The 18,952-nt window shown below is 69.7% G+C and carries 17 protein-coding genes and 1 riboswitch; of the genes, 9 read left to right on the top strand and 8 right to left on the bottom strand.

The window, feature by feature from the left end:
• The first annotated feature begins 38 nt into the window (after nt 1–38).
• Entirely contained in the window at nt 39–188 is a 150-nt protein-coding gene (locus tag RAC81_RS03420; protein WP_375081026.1) for a hypothetical protein, read from the top strand.
• 128 nt (nt 189–316) lie between these two features.
• Here the strand turns inward: RAC81_RS03420 and RAC81_RS03415 are convergent, their stop codons facing one another.
• A complete protein-coding gene (locus tag RAC81_RS03415) occupies nt 317–1,792 on the bottom strand; it encodes an MDR family MFS transporter (protein ID WP_375081025.1) in 1,476 nt (491 codons plus the stop codon).
• A gap of 176 nt (nt 1,793–1,968) precedes the next feature.
• On the opposite strand from RAC81_RS03415, the gene RAC81_RS03410 reads away from it, so the two are divergent.
• Entirely contained in the window at nt 1,969–4,020 is a 2,052-nt protein-coding gene (locus RAC81_RS03410) for an ABC transporter ATP-binding protein (protein ID WP_375081497.1), read from the top strand.
• Nucleotides 4,021–4,042: 22 nt separating this feature from the next.
• Here the strand turns inward: RAC81_RS03410 and RAC81_RS03405 are convergent, their stop codons facing one another.
• The 7 genes from RAC81_RS03405 to RAC81_RS03375 all read right to left on the bottom strand — a co-directional run bounded on the left by RAC81_RS03405 (nt 4,043) and on the right by RAC81_RS03375 (nt 11,407).
• Nucleotides 4,043–4,846, bottom strand: a complete 804-nt coding sequence (locus RAC81_RS03405; protein WP_375081024.1) for an SDR family NAD(P)-dependent oxidoreductase — start codon at nt 4,844–4,846, stop codon at nt 4,043–4,045.
• The gene (locus RAC81_RS03400) at nt 4,843–5,790 is read right to left on the bottom strand and encodes a glycosyltransferase family 2 protein (RefSeq protein ID WP_375081023.1); all 948 of its coding nucleotides are present in this window, start codon (nt 5,788–5,790) and stop codon (nt 4,843–4,845) included. Before RAC81_RS03400 ends, RAC81_RS03405 begins: the two co-directional genes overlap by 4 nt.
• A gap of 120 nt (nt 5,791–5,910) precedes the next feature.
• Nucleotides 5,911–7,050 (bottom strand): cysteine desulfurase family protein, encoded by a 1,140-nt coding sequence (locus RAC81_RS03395; RefSeq protein WP_375081022.1) that lies wholly within the window; start codon nt 7,048–7,050, stop codon nt 5,911–5,913.
• Nucleotides 7,051–7,054: 4 nt separating this feature from the next.
• Entirely contained in the window at nt 7,055–7,906 is an 852-nt protein-coding gene (nadC, locus tag RAC81_RS03390; RefSeq protein ID WP_375081021.1) for a carboxylating nicotinate-nucleotide diphosphorylase, read from the bottom strand.
• Nucleotides 7,906–9,390 (bottom strand): L-aspartate oxidase, encoded by a 1,485-nt coding sequence (gene nadB / locus RAC81_RS03385; protein WP_375081020.1) that lies wholly within the window; start codon nt 9,388–9,390, stop codon nt 7,906–7,908. Before nadB ends, nadC begins: the two co-directional genes overlap by 1 nt.
• Nucleotides 9,387–10,724, bottom strand: coding sequence for a quinolinate synthase NadA (gene nadA, locus RAC81_RS03380; RefSeq protein WP_375081019.1), 1,338 nt, complete (start codon nt 10,722–10,724; stop codon nt 9,387–9,389). The genes nadB and nadA overlap by 4 nt, the downstream gene beginning before the upstream one ends.
• Nucleotides 10,721–11,407, bottom strand: a complete 687-nt coding sequence (locus RAC81_RS03375) for an NUDIX domain-containing protein (RefSeq protein WP_375081496.1) — start codon at nt 11,405–11,407, stop codon at nt 10,721–10,723. Before RAC81_RS03375 ends, nadA begins: the two co-directional genes overlap by 4 nt.
• A gap of 277 nt (nt 11,408–11,684) precedes the next feature.
• Here RAC81_RS03375 and RAC81_RS03370 point away from each other — a divergent pair, with 277 nt between their 5' ends.
• From RAC81_RS03370 to gcvH, 7 genes are all read left to right on the top strand, one after another.
• Nucleotides 11,685–13,376 carry an ABC transporter substrate-binding protein gene (locus RAC81_RS03370; protein WP_375081018.1) on the top strand — a complete coding sequence of 564 codons (1,692 nt, stop codon included), beginning with the start codon at nt 11,685–11,687 and terminating at the stop codon, nt 13,374–13,376.
• 40 nt (nt 13,377–13,416) lie between these two features.
• On the top strand, nt 13,417–14,412 hold the full coding sequence (locus tag RAC81_RS03365; protein WP_251585878.1) for an ABC transporter permease: 996 nt from the start codon (nt 13,417–13,419) through the stop codon (nt 14,410–14,412).
• Nucleotides 14,405–15,388, top strand: a complete 984-nt coding sequence (locus tag RAC81_RS03360; protein ID WP_375081017.1) for an ABC transporter permease — start codon at nt 14,405–14,407, stop codon at nt 15,386–15,388. The genes RAC81_RS03365 and RAC81_RS03360 overlap by 8 nt, the downstream gene beginning before the upstream one ends.
• The gene (locus tag RAC81_RS03355) at nt 15,385–16,248 is read left to right on the top strand and encodes an ABC transporter ATP-binding protein (RefSeq protein WP_375081016.1); all 864 of its coding nucleotides are present in this window, start codon (nt 15,385–15,387) and stop codon (nt 16,246–16,248) included. The genes RAC81_RS03360 and RAC81_RS03355 overlap by 4 nt, the downstream gene beginning before the upstream one ends.
• Nucleotides 16,245–17,081 carry an ABC transporter ATP-binding protein gene (locus RAC81_RS03350; RefSeq protein WP_375081015.1) on the top strand — a complete coding sequence of 279 codons (837 nt, stop codon included), beginning with the start codon at nt 16,245–16,247 and terminating at the stop codon, nt 17,079–17,081. Before RAC81_RS03355 ends, RAC81_RS03350 begins: the two co-directional genes overlap by 4 nt.
• Before the next feature lie 141 nt (nt 17,082–17,222).
• Nucleotides 17,223–17,317: riboswitch (glycine riboswitch) on the top strand.
• Nucleotides 17,318–17,467: 150 nt separating this feature from the next.
• Nucleotides 17,468–18,574 (top strand): glycine cleavage system aminomethyltransferase GcvT, encoded by a 1,107-nt coding sequence (gene gcvT / locus RAC81_RS03345; protein WP_375081014.1) that lies wholly within the window; start codon nt 17,468–17,470, stop codon nt 18,572–18,574.
• Nucleotides 18,571–18,948, top strand: a complete 378-nt coding sequence (gene gcvH / locus RAC81_RS03340) for a glycine cleavage system protein GcvH (RefSeq protein ID WP_251585868.1) — start codon at nt 18,571–18,573, stop codon at nt 18,946–18,948. Before gcvT ends, gcvH begins: the two co-directional genes overlap by 4 nt.
• Nucleotides 18,949–18,952 lie beyond the last annotated feature (4 nt).

Raw genomic sequence — 18,952 nt, 5'->3', positions numbered from 1 at the left:
ACGGCGCCGAAGCCTCGCAGCAGGCGTACCATCGAGGGATGGCCACCACACAGGAACCCGCAGAGCACGAGCAGCGCCCGGCGCTGTCGCCGCTGCCCGGCGCCCTGAATCTGCTGGACGACGCCGACGACAGCATCGGCTACTGCAGCGGGGGCGTCTGCCATTTCCCCGCGCCGAAGACGCAGTAGCGAGTCCAGGCCTGACTCCGCCAGCCGCAGAGGCCCCGCTTCATCGCCGAGACCCCTGCCCGCTGACGTCAGCAGGCGGGGGTCTCGTCGATCACGGGGGTCTCGACGCCGGAACGTCGAGTCAGCGATCAGTGACCGCCGTGGAAGCCCGACGGCTCCTCGGCGGGCTTGCGCACGAACGCGCTGAGCACGACCGCCGCGAGCGAGATGATCGCCGCGATGAGGAACGCCATGCGCGCGCCGGGCGCTCCGGCGACGGCCACGGACAGACCCTCGCTCTCTCCGGCATGCAGGATCGACGAGTACGTCACCGTGAGCAGGGCGACGCCGGCCGCACCACCCACCTGCTGCAGTGTGTTGAGCACCGCAGAGCCGTGCGAGTACAGCGACCGGTCGAGCGAGCCGAGCGAGGCGGAGAACAGCGGCGTGAACGACATCGCGAGGCCGACCGACATCGCCGCCTGCACCAGGACGAGGACCCAGAAGACCGTGTGCTCGCCGACCGTCGAGTAGAAGAACAGCGACGCCGAGACCAGGATCGTGCCGGGGATGAGCAGCGGGCGGGTGCCCTTCGCGTCGTAGATGCGGCCCATGACCGGACCGAGCAGACCCATCAGCACCGACCCCGGCAGCAGGATGAGGCCGGACTCGAGCGCGTTCAGACCCGCGACGTTCTGCAGGTACTGCGGGAGCAGGGTGAGGGTGCCGAACATCGACAGGGCGAGGATCGTCATGATGATGACCGAGAACGTGAAGTTCACGGAGCGGAAGACCCGCAGGTCGAGCAGGGCGTCGTCGATGCGCTGCAGGACCAGCTGCCGCCAGACGAACAGACCGAGGGCGACCGCGCCCACCACGAGTGCGATGATGCCCGCTGCCTCGCCGGAACCGCCCTCGCCGCCGAACTGGCTCAGGCCGAACACGATGCCGCCGAAGCCGAGGGCGGCGAGCGGGATCGAGATCACGTCGAGCGGAACGGCGCGGGTCTCGCCGAGGTTCGTCATCCACTTGGCGCCCATCAGGAGCGACACGATCGCGATCGGGAGGACGATCGCGAACAGGGCGCGCCAGTTCAGCGTCTCCAGCACGGCGCCGGCGAGAGTCGGGCCGATGGCCGGCGCGAGCGAGATGACGAGACCGACGCGACCCATCATGCGGCCGCGCGACTGCGGCGGCACGACGTTCATGATCGTGGTCATCAGCAGCGGCATCATGATGCCGGTGCCCGCGGCCTGGATCACGCGGCCGGCCAGCAGCACCGCGAAACCCGGCGCGACGAGCGCCACGAGCGTTCCCAGTGAGAACGCCGTCATCGCGGCGATGAAGACCTGCCGGGTGGTGAAGCGCTGCAGGATGAATCCGGTGGTCGGGATCACGACGGCCATGGTCAGCATGAAGGCGCTGGTGAGCCACTGGCCGAGCTCCGGCGGGATGCCGAGGTCGGCGTTGAGATGCGGGATCGCGATACCCATCGTCGTCTCGTTGAGGATGGCGACGAACGCGGCCACGAGGAGCAGCCAGATGACGCGCATGTCACTGCGCGCGATCTCGCCCCTCGCTGCGGGAGGGGGCGTGGTGATGGAACCGGTGTCGACGGCAGACATGCGGCGGCCTCCTAGGCGCGGAAGAGGGAGGGTGCGCGAGTGCGCGGGGACCACTCAGCGTAACGTCAGGTTCGGACATTCCATTCCGGATCCGAGCGAATCCGCTCTCGGCGGAGATCGGACAGCGCGGTTCCGGGCCCGGTGTCGTCGGCGCTGACTACGCTGGCGAGATGAGCATGGGCGGCGGTATGGCAGGGCGCGGCGGAGGTTTCCGCGGCGTCGACGAGGCGGCGCAGCGCCGCATGAACGCCGAGGCTCCGCGCATCACCGGACTCGGCGCGAGGGTGGTGGCCCTGTTCCGTCCGTACCGCTGGCGCATCGCGGTGACCGGCATCCTCGTGGTGCTCGGAGCGGGGATCGCCGTCATCCCGCCCCTTCTCGTCCAGCGCATCTTCGACGACGCGCTGTTCCCGATCGACGGCGGCGGTCCGCAGCTGTCGCTGCTCGGGTGGCTCGTGGGCGGCATGATCGGCCTGTTCCTTCTCTCGGCCGCACTCGGCGTGGCGCAGACCTGGTTGACCTCCACGGTGGGCAACAGCGTGACCGGCGACCTGCGCGTGCGACTCTTCGAGCACCTGCAGGCCATGGAGCTCGGGTTCTTCACCCGCACGAAGACCGGTGTGATCCAATCCCGTCTGCAGAACGACGTGGGCGGCGTCTCCGGCGTGCTCACGAACACGGTCACCAGCATCCTCGGCAACGTGGTGACCGTCATCGCATCGCTCGTCGCCATGATCCTCATCGACTGGCGCCTCACGCTGATCGCCGTCGTGCTCATGCCGTTCCTGATCATCGTGCAGCGGCGCGTCGGCCAGGTGCGGGCGCGCATCGCGGGCGAGACGCAGGAGTCGCTCTCCGAGCTGACGTCGATCACGCAGGAGACGCTGAGCGTGTCGGGCATGCTGCTCTCCAAGGCGTTCAACCGGCAGCGCACGGAGTCGGCGCGGTATCAGGCGGAGAACCGCAACCAAGTCGTCCTGCAGGTGCGGCGGGCGATGAGCGGCCAGGGCTTCTTCGCCGTGGTGCAGGTGCTCATGGCCAGTGTGCCCGCGATCATCTACCTCGTCTCCGGATACCTGATCGCCGGGGGCACCGGCGCGATCACGGCCGGTACGATCGTCGCCTTCACGACCGTACAGGCGCGGCTGCTGCAGCCCCTGATGGGGCTCATGCGGGTGTCGCTCGACCTGCAGACCTCGTCGGCGCTGTTCGCGCGCATCTTCGAGTACCTCGACCTCGTGCCGGAGATCCAGGACGCACCCGACGCGATCGACGTCGCCCGGGCCCCCGGTCCGCGCGGTCGGATCGAGTTCGACGAGGTCGTCTTCCGCTACCCCGACGCGGCGCCGGACGCGCGCCCCACGCTGCAGGGAGTCTCCTTCGTGGCGGAGCCGGGGCAGCACGTCGCCTTCGTCGGGCCGTCGGGCGCGGGCAAGACGACCGTCCTCTACCTGGCGCCGCGGCTCTACGAGGCACACGGCGGTGCGGTGCTCTTCGCGGGCGCCGACGTGCGCTCGCTCACACAGGAGTCGATCATCGACCAGGTCGGCATCGTCTCGCAGGAGACCTATCTCTTCCACGCGACGATTCGCGACAACCTGCTCTACGCGAAGCCCGGGGCGACCGAGGAGGAGATGATCGCCGCGTGCACGGCGGCCAACATCCACCACATCATCGCGGGCTTCGAGCAGGGGTACGACACCGTCGTGGGGGAGCGCGGCTACCGCCTCTCCGGTGGCGAGAAGCAGCGCATCGCGATCGCGCGCGTGCTGCTGAAGGATCCGCCGGTGCTGCTGCTCGACGAGGCGACCTCCGCCCTCGACACCGTGTCAGAGCGTGTCGTCCAGGAGGCGCTCGACGAGGCAGCGAAGGGACGCACGACGCTCACGATCGCGCACCGTCTGTCGACGGTCATGTCGGCCGACGTCATCCACGTGCTCGAAGCGGGGCAGATCGTCGAGTCGGGCACCCACGCGGAGCTCCTGGCCCACGGCGGCCTCTACGCCGAGCTGGCCGCCCAGCAGGTGGCCGCGTCGCGTGTGCTCGACACCGAGGCCGAGGTCGAACAGGCCGTCACCGGAGGGATCGGCGCCGCGCTCGCGGAACGGCGCGCCGATCGCGCGCCCGACGATTCGGCGGGTGAGGACGCCGTGGCAACCCTCACGGCGTCCGTGCCGCTGCTCGATGCGCCGCCTGCCGATGACCGGGTGTATCCGGAGCAGCACTGACCCGCCGGTCCCCGGGGCAGTCTCAATGGACCGACAGTCCGCCGTCCACGAACAGCGAGTGACCCGTGACGTAGGCCGACCCTGCGCCCGCGAGGAACACGGCCGCGGCGGCGAAGTCCTCGGGGAGTCCGTTGCGACCGATCATGGTGCGCGCTGCGAGGGCGGCGATCTGCTCCGGATCCTCCTGCAGACGCGCGTTCAGCGGAGTGAGCACGAAGCCGGGCACGAGCGTGTTGCTCGTCACACCGGAGCCGCCCCACGCCTCCGCCTCCGATCGCATGAGCGACTCCACCGCGCCCTTGGACGCGCCATAGACGCCGCTCGAGACGAACGCGCGGTGCGCCTGCTGAGAACTGATGTGGATGAGCCTGCCGTACCCACGCTCGGCCATCCCGGTGGCATAGCGCTGTCCGAGCAGGAAGGGCGCGAGGGCGTTGACGGTCATCGTGGCATCCCAGTCCTCCTCGGTGATCTCGGCGAAAGGCGGACGGATGTTGATGCCGGCGGAGTTCACGAGGATGTCCGGTTCGCCGAACGGCTCGACGGCGGCCTCTGCGAGCGTTTGGATGCCGTCGCGGGAGCCGAGATCGCCCACGACGCCGGCCGCGCGGCATCCCGCATCCTTCAGCTCCCGCACGGTGCTGTCGATCCGCTGCTCACCGCGGGCGACGATCACGATGGCTGCACCGGCACGGGCGAGTGCGGTCGCGATGCCGCGCCCGATGCCGGAGCTGCCGCCGGTGACGACGGCCGTGCGGCCGTGCAGCGAGAACAGGTCGGCGAGGTAGTCGTTCACAGGTTTCTCCGTGGCGATGTCGGCGGTCACCAGCTGAGACCGGCGGTGAGCGTGGGGTCGGGCCGGGCGTCGGCGAACTGGGGGAGCGTCTGCAGCTCCGAGACGAAGTCGTCGAGCGTTCTGCCGTATTCCGGGTCCGGATGCTGAGCGGCGATGTCGCGCAGAGGAGGAAGGTCCATCGCGAGGATGAGATCGAGCCGCGCTGTCACGGCGGCTCCGGCATCCGCCTCCTGCAGCACGCGGATGCCGCCGAGCAGCGCCGCGAGGTAGTCGCGCAGCACCGGCAGCTGCGCCTTCCCCTGCGTGATCGAGGTTCCGTCGGCGCGCACACGCCAGCGTACGAGGGCATCGGGGATCACGTCGAAGCGGCGGGCCCGCGTGTACAGCAGCTGGGCGACGATCTGATCCTCGTACGCGACGCCCTCGGGGAAGCGCAGGTCCTGCCACATCTCAGTGCGGCTCACCTTGGACCAGGCGACGATGTTCGCGCTCGCCGCAGGATGCTCGACGATCGTCGTGCCGAGGCGCTCGGGATCGGTGGCCGCGGCGACCCAGGGCTGCACGCGTCCCGAGACGTAGCGTTCGCCGTCGAATCGGGATCGCACGTAGGCACCGGCGACGAGGTCGCTTCCGGTCGAGGAGAGGGTGCCGGTGAGACGTTCGAGGGCCGTGGGTGCGAGCTCGTCGTCGCCGTCGAGGAAACCCACGTACGGGGTGTCGACGGTATCGAGTGCCGCGTTGCGCGCGGCTCCCAGACCATGAGACTCGTCGTTCGAGATCAGGCGGAAGCGGGGGTCGGCGTCGACGGCCGCAGCGAAGACGCTCGCCGTCGCGTCGCGCGATCCGTCGTCGACGAGGACGGCCTGCCACCGGTTCTCCGTCTGGGCGCGCAGGGAGTCGAGAGCTGCGGGGGCGTAGGCGGCGATGTCGCGCCCGGGGACGATCACGGTCACGATCGGGTCGGAGGCGGTCACCAGCCGAGTCTAGGGCGGAGCGGGCGGGGTCGGCCTCCGTCGGTCGTCGGCCGCACGACGGCGCACGCTTGTGGCATCGCGACTCTGGCGTCCGCGAGGCGGCGCATCACGTCGTCGAGCTCAGACGCCGGCGGCTGCGCGCACCGCCTCGGCGACCGCAGCGGCGAGTCGGCCGGGGACCTCCGTCGGCAGCGGCTCGCGCCCGAACGTGAACCGCACTGCGGTCTGAGCCAGATCGGGGTCGACGCCGCAGGCGAGCAGCACGTGCGAGGGCTCGCCGCTGTCGGCCGCGCAGGCCGATCCGCTCGACGACACGACGCCGCGGCGCTCGAGTTCCAGCAGTACCGTCTCACCGTTGACCCCGGCGAACGTGAAGCTCGCGCAACCCGGAAGACGCGAGTGCGGATCGCCCGTGAGCGCGGCTCCGGGCACCGAGGAGAGCACGCCGGCGATGAACCGCGCGGTGGCTTCACCGACCCTCGCGTGCACCTCCTGCTGTTCCGACGCGGCGAGCTCGAGCGCGGTGGCGAGCGCGATGGCGCCGGCGACGTTCTCGGTGCCGGAACGGCGTCCGCGTTCCTGTCCGCCGCCGTGCAGCAGCGGCTCGACGGGCACACGCCCCCGAACGGCCAGCACGCCGATGCCCTGGGGTGCGCCGATCTTGTGCCCGGCGACCGTGACGGCGTCCGCCCCGAGGTCCCGCAGAGGAAGCCAACCCGCCGACTGCACGGCGTCGACGTGCAGCGGCACGCCGGTCGCCGAGGTCACGGCATGGAGCGCCGCGATGTCCTGCACCGTGCCGATCTCGTTATTCGCGTGGTCGACCGAGACGAGCGCTGTGTCGTCGCGCAGCGCCGCTCGCAGGTCGTCGACCGCGACCCGTCCCGCGCGGTCGACCGGCAGGCGGGTCACCTCGACGCCGTGGAAACGGTGCAGGTAGTCGGCGGGAGCGAGCACCGACTCGTGCTCGATCGACGACACGATCACGTGGCGCCGGCCGCGGTCGAGCGCCGCCAGCACGATGCCCTTGACGGCGAGGTTGTTCGCCTCCGTGCCGCCGCCCGTGAAGATCACGTCTCCGCTGCGGAACCCGAGCACCGTCGCCACCCGCGCCCTGGCGTCGTCGAGCGCGCGGGCCGCGGCCTCTCCGACGGTGTGGTGGCTGGAGGGGTTGCCGAACGCCCCGGTCAGGTAGGGGAGCATGGCGTCGCGCACCTCGGGTCGCAGGGGCGAGGTCGCGGCGTGGTCGAGGTACAGCATCCGCTCAGTCGATCCGGACGTCCAGGCCCAGATCCAGCGCGCGGGCGGAGTGCGTGAGCGCGCCGACCGAGATCACGTCGACCCCGGTCGCCGCGATCGCGGCGACCGTGTCGAGGTTCACGCCACCCGAGGCCTCGACCTGAGCGCGTCCGTCGATGAGGGCGACTCCGGCTCGCAGCTCGTCCGGTGCGAAGTTGTCGAGCAGCACGGTGTGGGCGCCGCCCGCGATGACCGCCTCGATCTGGTCGAGGCGGTCGACCTCGACGACGACGTGGGTCGTGTGGGGGAGCTGCGCGAGCGCTTCTCGCAGGGCTGCGCCCAGGTCGCGCCCCGAGCGCTGCAGCACCGCGAGGTGATTGTCCTTTGCCATGACCGCGTCGGAGAGCGAGTGACGGTGATTGTGGCCGCCGCCGGAGACGACCGCGTGCCGCTCGAACGCCCGCAGCCCCGGCGTGGTCTTGCGGGTGTCCGCGATGCGGGCCGCGGTGCCCTCGGTCGCGCGGACGTAGGCGGCGGTGAGCGTGGCGATTCCGCTCATGCGCTGCGTGAAGTTCAGCGCTATCCGCTCGGCCGTGAGGATGCCTCGGGCGCTTCCCGACACCGTCGCCAGCACGTCGCCGGCGGAGAAATCGTCTCCGTCGCCGACGTGCACGTCGACCTGGATCGCGGGGTCGGTGAGCGTGAAGGCTGCGGTGAAGACCTGGCCGCCGCTGAAGACGCCCGCCTCCCGGGCGACGAGATCGGCGGTGGCCGTCGCGTCGGGCGGCAGCAGCACGCTGCTCGTGATGTCGCCCCAGGGCGCGTCCTCGTCGAGGGCGGCGCCGACAACGCGGGAGATGGCGGCGGGAGTGAGCATCAGACGGTCTCCAGAAGGGGTGCGGGAGTGGGTTCGCGATAGTGCGCGCCGACCGGGTCGACGCGGGAGAGGGCGGCGGATGCCGTGGCCTCGGCCAGCAGGAGCAGATTCGCGTCCTCGTGCGCCCTGGCCGTCACGGGCGGCGTCGCAGCCGCAGCCCAGGCCCGCACGGTCGCGAGGGCCGCCTCGAGACCGGGGGTGTCACGGAGCAGCCCGACGTGATCCCACATCAGCCGCTGCAGCGCGGTGCGGCCGAACGGGACGGCGGCAGTGTCGCGTGTGGCCGCCGGCTTCGGGCGAGCGGCGACCTGCAGCTCGGTCCACGGAGCCGTGAGCGCGGCTGCCGCGCGGGCGCCGAACACCGCCCCCTCGAGGAGGGAGTTCGAGGCGAGTCTGTTCGCGCCGTGCACGCCGGTGCGGGCGACCTCGCCGACCGCGAAGAGGTTCCGGAGAGTGGTGCGGCCGTCGAGGTCGGTCTGCACCCCGCCCATCAGATAGTGCGCCGCAGGTGTGACCGGGAGGGGATGCGCCGACCAGTCGAGCCCGCGCTCGCGGGTGACCCGATCGATCGTCGGGAACCGTCGGGCCAGCCTGGCCGCCCCGAGCATCGTCGCGTCGAGGTGGACGGGCGAGCCCTGGGCCGCGGCCTGTCGCGCGATCGCCCGCGACACGACGTCACGGGGAGCCAGTTCGCCGTCGGGGTGCGCGTCGAAGACGAAGCGTCGTCCTGCGTCGTCCACGAGCGTCGCGCCTTCGCCGCGCACGGCCTCCGAGATGAGGAACGGGGAGCCGACCGCGAGCACGGTCGGGTGGAACTGCACGAACTCGAGGTCGGCCACTGCCGCACCGGCGCGGATCGCCGCCGCGATGCCGTCGCCCGTCGTCCCCTCCGGGTTCGTCGTGTGCGCGTACAGGCACCCGGCGCCGCCGGTCGCGAGGATCACGGCATCGGCTTCCAGATCGGCGGCTGCTCCGTCGCGGAGAAGGCGGATGCCGCGCACCGCGCCGTCCGCGAGGATGAGGTCGAGCAGCATGGCGCGCTCGACGACCGCGACCCGCACGTCGCCGCGCACCGCCGCCACCAGCGCCCGCGAGATCGCCGCGCCCGTCGCATCCCCGCCCGCGTGGACGATGCGCGCGTGGCTGTGCGCCGCTTCCCGTCCCAGCAGCAGCCGACCGTCGGCATCCCGGTCGAAGGCGACGCCGCGGGCGATCAGCTCGGCGATCCGCGCCGCCGCGCCCTGCACGAGCACGTCGACGGCGTCGGCATCGGACAGCCCCGCACCGGCGGTGATCGTGTCGGCCGCGTGGAGCTCCGCGGAGTCGTCGGGCCCGTAGACGCCGGCGACGCCGCCCTGCGCGTAGCCCGTGCAGCCGTCTCCGACGGCGCCCTTCGTCACCAGCGTCACCCGGTGACCGGCCTCCGCGGCGTGCAGCGCGGCGGTGAGTCCGGCGATGCCGGATCCGACCACGACGACGTTCATCGAGCGCTCGCCGCCACCGGGGGCTTCGCGGCCAGCATCCGCTCGAGGGCGACGCGTGCGGGGTCGGCCACGTCTGAGGTCACCCGGATCCGGTTCGGGGTGCGCCCGGCCACGAGCTCCTCCAGCACCCACGCGAGATAACCGGGGTGGATGCGGTACATCGTCGAGCACGGGCACACGACCGGGTCGAGGCAGAAGATCTCGTGCTGCGGGAACTGGGCGGCGAGGCGCCGCACCAGGTTGATCTCGGTGCCGATCGCGAAGGTCGTGGGCTCGGTCGCGGCGGCGATGGCGCGGCGGATGTAGTCGGTCGACCCCGCCTCGTCGGCGGCGTCGACGACCTCCATCGGGCACTCGGGATGCACGATGACGCGGACCCCGGGGTGCTCGGCACGCGCCTGGTCGATCTGGCCGACCGTGAATCGGCGATGCACGGAGCAGAACCCGTGCCAGAGGATGACGCGGGAATCGGCGAGCTCCGCCTCGGTGGATCCGCCGAGCGGCTTGCGCGGGTTCCACATCGGCATCTGCGAGAGCGGAACGCCCATGGCCTTCGCCGTGTTGCGGCCGAGGTGCTGGTCGGGGAAGAAGAGCACGCGGCGACCGCGCTCGAACGCCCACTCCAGCACCGTCTGCGCGTTCGAGGAGGTGCAGACGATCCCACCGTGGCGTCCGACGAAGCCCTTGATCGCCGCGGAGGAGTTCATGTAGGTCACGGGGATCACCGGGACGCGCCCGTCCTCGTCCCGCTCGTCGAGGTCGCCGAGCACATCGGCCAGCTGCTCCCAGCAATCCTCGACCTGATCGATGTCGGCCATGTCCGCCATGGAGCAGCCGGCGGCGAGGTTCGGCAGCACGACGGCCTGGTCAGGGCCGGAGAGCAGGTCCGCCGTCTCGGCCATGAAGTGCACTCCGCAGAACACGATGGCCTCGGCATCCGGTCGGTCCTTGGCGGCGGTCGCGAGCTGGAACGAGTCGCCGACGTAGTCGGCGTGCCGCACGACCTCCTCCCGCTGGTAGAAGTGGCCGAGGATCACGACGCGATCGCCGAGCACCTCCTTCGCGGCACGGATCCGCCGGTCGAGCTCCTCTTCCGTCGCCTCGCGATACTCGGCGGGGAGTTCGCCCTGCCGCGGTGCGCCGGTGGGGATCACGTCGCCCATCGACGACCCCGGTCCGTATCCCGGACGGATGTCGAAGTCCCACGGGCCCGCGGCGAGATCGGTCGTACAGGTCGCGTCGGTCGAGGCGCCGGCGACGATCGCCTGGATCGCGTGATCCACGGAGGCGTCCGAGGTCGGCACGGACGGGGTGGGGACGAAGGTGATGCTCATCGGATGCTCGTTTCCTCGGGACCGAGCGGGCCGCGATCGGCCAGCTCCACATCGGTGTCGTATCGGTACAGGCGGGCGGGCCGATGGCTCCCGGTGCGGAAGCGGTCGGTGGGGATCAGGTTCCCCGTGCCCTCGACCTGACGGCGGAAGTTCGCCGGGTCCAGCTGGCGGCCGAGGATCGACTGGTACGCCTCGCGGAGATCGGAGAGGGTGAACTCGGCGGGGAGGAACCCCTGCGCGACGCGGCTGTAGCCCACCTTGTTGCGGAGACGCCACAGTGCGTAGTCGACGATCTTGTCGTGGTCGAAGGCGAGAGGAGGGCGCTCGGAGAGATCGAACCAGCGCACGTTCTCCGGCGCGAGACCGGATGCACGGTGCGCGGCGCTCTGCGCGTCGACGTCGTCCTGCCGCAGCAGCGCCCAGTACACGATCGACACGACCCGGGTGGGGGAGCGGTCGACTGCTCCGAACGCGTACAGCTGCTCGAGGTAGCTCGGGGTGAGGCCGGTGGTCTCGGCCAGCGTGCGCGCTGCCGCGTCGACGGGCGACTCGGCTGCAGTGAGCCATCCGCCGGGCAGCGCCCACTCGCCGTCGAAGGGCGCACGGGTGCGACGCACGAGAGGGAGGGCGAGCACAGGCTCGCCGCTCTCGGCACGTCGCAGCGTGAGAATCACGGTCGACACCGCGATGTCGATCTCGTCACTTCGGGTCTTCGGCACCTTAACCTCCCGCGATCGATCTTAGTGTCATCGCGACCCTTAGTGCAGCAATGTGACGGCATCCGTCGGTCGAGTCCGAAACGTTATGCAGGAGCGTCGCGAGGTCTTGTCGAGGGTGGGCGGGTTTGTTAGGTTACTGTCCTAACAAACCCCCTTCCGGGGTTTGCCCGAGCCCCGCCCAGGGGTCCGTCTCCATCCGGAGAATCCCTCCTGCAGTGCAGCACCGAGAGGAAACGACAGAATGATCCGTACCGGAAAGCGCAAGATCGCGCTCACCGCCGTGGCGGGGGCTTCCGTCCTCGCCCTGGGCCTGACGGCCTGTGGCGCGGGCGGCAACGACGGGAGCGGCGCAGACGGCGACCGCGCGCTCCGCGTCTGGGCCGGAAGCCAGACCCCGATCACGGCGAACTACAACCCCTTCGCGCCCACCGTGCTCCACGGTGCGCTCGGCCCCATCTACGAGCCGCTGTTCTTCTTCAACAAGACCTCCGACTCCGAGCCGGAGGGCATGATCGGCGACACGTACGAGTACAACGAGGACGGCACGGTGATCACGATCACCATCAAGCCCGACCTGAAGTGGAGCGACGGCGAGCCGCTCACCGCCGCCGACGTCGCGTTCTCGTTCAACTACGAGGCCAACAACCCCGAGGGCAACGGCCTCGTCTCAGCCGAGGCGACCGACGACACCACCGTCGTGCTCACCTACTCGACCGCGCAGTTCACGACCGAGTTCCAGCGTCTCGGCTCGACGTACATCCTTCCCGAGCACATCTGGGCCGACGTCGACGACTACGCGAACTTCGCGAACGAGGAGCCCGTCGGCTCCGGCCCCTACGTCGTCGACAAGACCACGAGCGAGTCCTACACCCTCGTCGCGAACGAGAACTTCCGCGGCGCCGACGACCTCGGCGTGAAGAAGGTGCAGTACATCGCGGTCGACAACAACCAGACCGCGCAGGACCTCCTCGCCGCCGGCAAACTGGACTGGACCGGCATGTTCATCCCGAACCCCGACGACGTCACCGCGAACGGCGCGATCTCGTGGATCAACACCCCGCAGGATCCGACCGTCCTCTACACCTGCTCCAACGCCGAGCTCGGCTGCTCCGGTCCGCAGACCGACGTCGCGGTGCGTCAGGCGCTGAACGCCGCGATCGACCGCAGCACCATCAAGGACAAGGCGTTCGTCGGCCTGACCGGCGACATCTCGCCCACATACGCGCTGCTTCCCCGCGACGAGAAGTGGGTCGCCGACTCCGCGAACGAGGTCAGCCCGCAGGAGCCGGATGCCGCCGAGGCGGGGTCGATCCTCGAAGCGGCCGGCTACACCAAGGGCTCGGACGGCATCTACGAGAAGGACGGCCAGAAGGTCGAGCTCACCCTGACCTCGGTCGACGGCTGGACCGACTACAACGACGCCGCGAAGCTCATCGCCGAGCAGGCCGAGGCCGCGGGCATCAAGATCAACGCGTCGACCGTGCAGTGGCAGGAGTTCTCCGACTCGCGTCAGAGCGGTGACTTCCAGCTCATCGTCGGCGGCATGATCGGCACCTCCGTGGCCGACCCGTTCCAGATCTACCGCGACTGGTTCGGCGGCACGACCGTCGGCTCCACCGGCCCTGTCGGCGAAGAGGTCCCGACCGGCCGCTGGAACTTCAGCCGCTACAACAACCCGGTCGTCGATCAGGCTGTGCAGTCCGCCATCAGCACGAACGACGAGGCGACGAAGAAGGAGCTGTACGGGACGATCCAGACCGAGATCGTGCGCGACCTGCCGTACATCCCGCTGGTGATCAACGCGACCCAGACCTTCTACAACACGAAGGACTACACGGGCTGGCCGACGGAGGACGACCTCTACGCCTTCCCGCCGTCCTGGGGCTCGATCGCGGCAGGCTACGTCCTGACGCACCTGCAGCCCGCCGAGTAGTCCGCGTCACCGGGGAAGCAGGGAGTCGAAGAAGACCGTCATGAAGTTCTACGCACGACGAATAGGGTTCTACGCGTTCACGCTGTGGGCCGCCATCTCCATCAACTTCCTGCTTCCCCGCATGATGCCGGGCAATCCAGCCGACATCATGATCGCCAAGATGCAGCGTGCGGGCGGCGAGGTCTCCGAGACCACCATCCGCAACATCAAGCTGCTGCTCGGTGGCGACGACTCCTCCCTCTGGGAGCAGTACCTCTCCTACTGGGGGCGGATGTTCCAGGGCGACCTAGGGGTGTCCGTCACCAAGTTCCCGACCCCGGTGACCGAGCTGATCGGCCAGGCGCTGCCGTGGACGCTGATCCTCGTCGGGACCGCGACCGTCATCTCCTTCATCCTCGGCGTCGTGCTCGGCGCCTGGGCCGGCTGGAAGCGCGGCACCTGGGTCGACCACATCATCCCCGCGACGACCGTGCTGCAGTCCATCCCGTACTTCTGGATGGCGCTCATCCTCGTCGCCGTCTTCGCCGTGGGGCTCGGATGGTTCCCGATCTTCGGCGGCTACGACGTGTTCGACTTCCCCGATGGCCCCGAGCCGACGTGGGCGTTCTTCTCCAATGCGCTGTCGCACGCGATCCTGCCCGCGCTCACCATCGTGGTCAGCTCTGTCGGCGGATGGCTGTTCGGCATGCGCAACATGATGGTGCAGACGATGTCGGAGGACTACGTGCTCACCGCCGAGGCCAAGGGCCTTCGTCCCCGCCGCATCATGACGACCTACGCCGCGCGCAACGCCGCCATCCCGTCGATCGCCGGCTTCTCGATCACCCTCGGCTTCGTCGTCGCGGGCTCGATCGTGATGGAGCAGGTGTTCACCTACCCCGGCATCGGCAAGCTCATGTTCCAGGCCGTGACCAACAACGACTACGCCCTCATGCAGGGGCTGTTCCTCGTCATCACGATCACGGTGCTCGCCGCCAACTTCTTCATGGACCTGATCTACGGATTCATCGACCCGAGGGCGCGCCAGAATGTCTGACACCAAGCTCACCCCGATGCAGATCGTCAAGGAGCAGCCGACCTCGGAGCCGGCGACCACCGTCACGCTCGCGACGCAGAAGCCGAAGAAGGGCCGCGGTCTGCTGCCGACCCGCTCGGCGAAGTTCGTCGTCGGCCTCATCCTCGTGCTGTCGATCGTGCTCTTCGCGATCATCGCCCCGTTCTTCACCCAGAACCCGCGCAGCACCGACAACGCCGCCCTTCAGCCTCCGTCCGCGGAGCACTGGCTCGGCACGACCAAGCTCGGCAACGACATGCTGGCGCAACTCGCGATCGGCGCGCAGGGATCACTGCTCGTGGGTGTCGTGGCCGGCGGCATCGCGATCGTCCTGTCGCTGGTCTTCGGCGTGCTGGCCGGCTACCTCGGCGGCTGGCGCGAAGACGCCCTCGCGCTCCTGACCAACGTGATGATCGTCATCCCCGGGCTTCCGCTCGTTATGGTGATCGCGTCGTTCGTGCCGCAGCGCAGCTGGCAGCTCGTGGCGTTCGTGCTCGGCATCACCTCCTGGGCCGGTGCCGCGTACGTGCTGCGGCTGCAGACCCGCTCGCTGCGCACGCGCGACTACGTGTACGCGTCGAAGGTCGCGGGGGAGCGCTCGTTCCGCGTCATCCTCGTCGAGATCATGCCGAACCTGCTGCCGCTGCTGACCGCGCAGTTCCTCTTCGCGATCATCTTCGCGATCCTCGGCGAGGCCGGGCTGTCGTATCTCGGTCTCGGCCCCAACTCGTCGATCACGTGGGGCAGCATCCTCAACGACGCGCAGTCGGGCCAGGCGCTCGGTCGAGGCGCCTGGTGGTGGTTCGTGCCGCCGGGTGTGATGATCGCGCTCCTCGGCGCGGGTCTCGCCCTCATCAACTTCGCGATCGACGAGGTCATCAACCCCAAGCTGCGCAACGCGCCCGACGCCGCCCGCCGCGTGCGCAAGGCCGCCAAGACGAAGGGAGTCGCCGCGTGAGCGCCCCGGAAGCCGTGCTGACCGCACGCAACGTGTCCATCGAGTACGAGGTCGACCCGCCGGTCAAGGCGGTCCGCAACGTCTCGCTGACTCTCAACCGCGGGGAGATCCTCGGTCTCGCCGGCGAGTCGGGATGCGGCAAGACCACCCTCGCGTACGGCATGAACCGGCTGCTCAAAGCGCCGGCGCTCATGACAGGCGGCGAGATCGTCTTCCACGATCGGAACGGAGCCGACATCGACGTGGTCGCGCTCGACGGCGACGGGCTGCGGGCCTTCCGCTGGGACAAGATCTCGATGGTGTTCCAGGGCGCGATGAACTCGCTCAACCCGGTGATCGACGTGCGGGCGCAGATCTTCGACATCTTCGACACGCACCGACCCGGCATGTCGAAGCGCGACAAGCAGGCGAGGGCCGAGGAGCTGCTCACGCTCGTGGGCGTCGATCCCTCTCGCCTCCGCAGCTTCCCGCACGAACTGTCGGGCGGCATGCGGCAGCGCATGATGATCGCGATGGCCCTCGCCCTCGACCCGCAGGTCATGGTCATGGACGAGCCGACCACCGCTCTCGACGTCGTCGTGCAGCGGGGCATCATCCGCGAGATCATGCGCTTGCGCGAGCGCCTCGGCTTCGCGGTCATCTTCATCACCCACGACCTGCCGATGCTCATCGAGATCAGCGACCGCATCGCGGTGATGCTGCAGGGCGAGATCGTCGAGCAGGGCACGGCGGAGGAGATCTACCGCACACCGCAGCACGAGTACACCAAGCGCCTGCTGTCGAGCTTCCCGAGCCTGACGGGGGAGCGCGGCGACTTCGTCCGCTCCGGCAGCCGCGTCAGCCAGGAGGAGATCCGATGAGCGCGCCCACTCTCGAGGCGAGGAACCTCGTCAAGGACTTCCACCTGCGGTCCGGATTCAAGACATCGACGCTGCATGCCGTCAAGGACGTCTCGTTCACGATCGAGGCGGGCAGGACGATAGCGCTCGTCGGGGAGTCCGGATCGGGCAAGTCGACGATCGCTCGGATGCTGATGAAGCTCGAGACCCCGACGAGCGGGCAGATCCTGCTCGACGGGAAGGAGACCGGCACGAGCGGTCGCGCGGTGGAGGGCTACCGCTCGCAGGTGCAGATGGTGTTCCAGGACCCGTTCGCGTCGCTGAACCCGTACCACACGATCTTCCACCACCTGGAGCGGCCGATCCGGCTGCATCACCCGCAGCTGTCGCGCACAGAGGTGCGCGAGCGCGCCCTCGAGCTGCTGGAGCGCGTGCGTCTCACACCGGCCGAGAGCTTCGCCGAGCGTCGTCCGCACGAGCTCTCCGGCGGGCAGCGCCAGCGCGTGGCGATCGCGCGCGCGCTGGCACCCGGTGCACGGTTCATCGTCGCCGACGAGCCCGTGTCGATGCTCGACGTGTCGATCCGGCTCGGGGTGCTGAACCTGCTCGCCGACCTGCAGCGCGAAGACGACCTCGGGGTGCTGTACATCACTCACGACCTCGCCACCGCGCGGCACTTCAGCGACGAGATCATGGTCCTCTACAAGGGCGACGTCGTCGAACGAGGGCCCGCCGACGACGTCATCCTGAACCCGCAGCACGAGTACACCAAGACTCTCCTCGGCGCTGCACCCGAGCCCGAGAACCTGGGTCGTCTCCGCGACGAGGTGAGGGCGGAGCTCGCCGGGCGCTGAGGGGCGGCATCCTGCTCTTCGCGCTCCGGTCGCACTCCGGTCGCACTCCGTGCCGCTCCGGCCCGACCGACGCGGCACGAATCGCGATCGGAACGGCGGATCGTGCCCGCTACACTGAAACCACAATCGAACACAGGCCGAACGGGCCACGCGGGAGAGCCCCGGCGAACGCAGCCGGGCACCGAAGGAGCAAGCCTCCCCGCCAATCTCTCAGGTACGCGTACCGCGGGGTCCCGGCCACTCTGGAAAGCGACGTGGAGCGCAGAGCCCCACGTCCGCCGACGGTGAAAGCCCCTCCGGGGTGAAACTCTCAGGCCCATGACAGAGGGGGAGTTCCGAGGAACGACGTCGCCGCCGTTCCGCCCGACCCAGCCCGGGAGAACTCCATGTCCGACCCCCGCTACACACCGCTGCGAGACCGCCACGAGTCTCTCGGCGCGTCGTTCACCGACTTCGGCGGCTGGCAGATGCCGGTCCGCTACACCTCCGACCTCGCCGAGCACCACGCGGTGCGCCAGGCCGCCGGGATCTTCGACATCTCGCACATGGCCGAGTTCACGGTGCGCGGCGCCGAGGCGGACGCCTACCTCGACCACGCCCTGGCCGGGCGACTGTCGGCGCTCGCCGTGGGCAAGGCCAAGTACTCCCTGCTGCTCGCCGAGACCGGCGGCATCATCGACGACGTCATCGTGTACCGGCTCGACGACGACGACTACCTCGTCATCTCGAACGCCGGGAACCGGGATGCCGTGCGCGAGGCGCTCTCCGCCCGGACCGACGGCTTCACGGTCGAGGTCGACGACGTCTCCGACGACTACGCCCTCATCGCCGTGCAGGGTCCGAACGCCGAGGCGATCCTCGCCGACACCGAGGGCGTCGCCGACGTCAGCATCCCGTGGTCGGAGCAGCGCTACTACGCGTGGGCGACCGCGACGTTCGGAGGCGAGCCGCTGCTGCTCGCCCGCACCGGCTACACGGGCGAGGACGGCTTCGAGCTGCTCGTCCCTGCCGCGCTCGCCGGACAGCTGTGGGATGCCGTGGTCGCTGCGGGCGAGCCGCACGGGTTGATCCCCGCCGGTCTCGCCGCCCGCGACACGCTGCGCCTGGAGGCCGGCATGCCGCTCTACGGCCACGAGCTCACGCTCGACACCAAGCCCGCGCAGGCCGGCCTCGGCCGTGTCGTGGTCACCGCGAAGGAGAGCTTCGTGGGGAAGGACGCCGTCGAGCCGGCATCCGACGCCCGCGTCCTCGTGGGTCTCGCGGCCGACGGTAAGCGCGCCGGTCGCGCCGGCTACGCGGTCGTGACCGAGGACGGCACGCCGATCGGCGAGATCACGAGCGGTGCCCTGAGCCCGACGCTGGGCCATCCCATCGCGATGGCGTACGTCGATCCTTCTTCCGCTGCGGAGGGATCCGCAGTATTCCTTGACGTGCGGGGAACCCGCATCCCCGCGACCGTGACCGCTCTGCCTTTCTACCGGAGGACGAAATGACCGATCTGACCACCCTCAAGTACAGCGAAGAGCACGAATGGGTCTCCGTCGACGGCGCCGTGGCGACCGTCGGCATCACCGACTTCGCGGCTGACGCCCTCGGCGACATCGTCTTCGTGGAGCTGCCGGCCGTCGGCACGGCGGTCTCCCGCGGCGACGTGTTCGGCGAGGCCGAGTCGACGAAGTCGGTCTCCGAGCTCTACGCGCCCGTCGCGGGCACGGTGACCGAGGTGAACCAGGCCGTCGTCGACGACCCTGCGCTGCTGAACTCCTCGCCGTTCGAGGACGCGTGGCTCATCAAGGTCGAGGTCGCGGACGACGCGCTCGACGGACTCCTCGACCGCGACGCGTACGTCGCGCACACGGAGGGCTGATCAC

The organism is Microbacterium sp. CR_7 (genome assembly GCF_041954755.1).
In the GTDB taxonomy this organism is placed as follows: Bacteria; Actinomycetota; Actinomycetes; order Actinomycetales; family Microbacteriaceae; genus Microbacterium.
This window is presented reverse-complemented; position numbering and strand designations above follow the sequence as displayed.

Excerpts from the sequence above, each read along its gene's own strand:
- RAC81_RS03420 (WP_375081026.1), top strand. The coding sequence starts at position 39 with ATGGCCACCACACAGGAACCCGCAGAGCACGAGCAGCGCCCGGCGCTG.
- RAC81_RS03415 (WP_375081025.1), bottom strand. The coding sequence starts at position 1,792 with ATGTCTGCCGTCGACACCGGTTCCATCACCACGCCCCCTCCCGCAGCG.
- RAC81_RS03410 (WP_375081497.1), top strand. The coding sequence starts at position 1,969 with ATGGGCGGCGGTATGGCAGGGCGCGGCGGAGGTTTCCGCGGCGTCGAC.
- RAC81_RS03395 (WP_375081022.1), bottom strand. The coding sequence starts at position 7,050 with ATGCTGTACCTCGACCACGCCGCGACCTCGCCCCTGCGACCCGAGGTG.
- nadC (WP_375081021.1), bottom strand. The coding sequence starts at position 7,906 with ATGCTCACTCCCGCCGCCATCTCCCGCGTTGTCGGCGCCGCCCTCGAC.
- nadB (WP_375081020.1), bottom strand. The coding sequence starts at position 9,390 with ATGAACGTCGTCGTGGTCGGATCCGGCATCGCCGGACTCACCGCCGCG.
- nadA (WP_375081019.1), bottom strand. The coding sequence starts at position 10,724 with ATGAGCATCACCTTCGTCCCCACCCCGTCCGTGCCGACCTCGGACGCC.
- RAC81_RS03370 (WP_375081018.1), top strand. The coding sequence starts at position 11,685 with ATGATCCGTACCGGAAAGCGCAAGATCGCGCTCACCGCCGTGGCGGGG.
- RAC81_RS03365 (WP_251585878.1), top strand. The coding sequence starts at position 13,417 with ATGAAGTTCTACGCACGACGAATAGGGTTCTACGCGTTCACGCTGTGG.
- RAC81_RS03360 (WP_375081017.1), top strand. The coding sequence starts at position 14,405 with ATGTCTGACACCAAGCTCACCCCGATGCAGATCGTCAAGGAGCAGCCG.
- RAC81_RS03350 (WP_375081015.1), top strand. The coding sequence starts at position 16,245 with ATGAGCGCGCCCACTCTCGAGGCGAGGAACCTCGTCAAGGACTTCCAC.
- gcvT (WP_375081014.1), top strand. The coding sequence starts at position 17,468 with ATGTCCGACCCCCGCTACACACCGCTGCGAGACCGCCACGAGTCTCTC.
- gcvH (WP_251585868.1), top strand. The coding sequence starts at position 18,571 with ATGACCGATCTGACCACCCTCAAGTACAGCGAAGAGCACGAATGGGTC.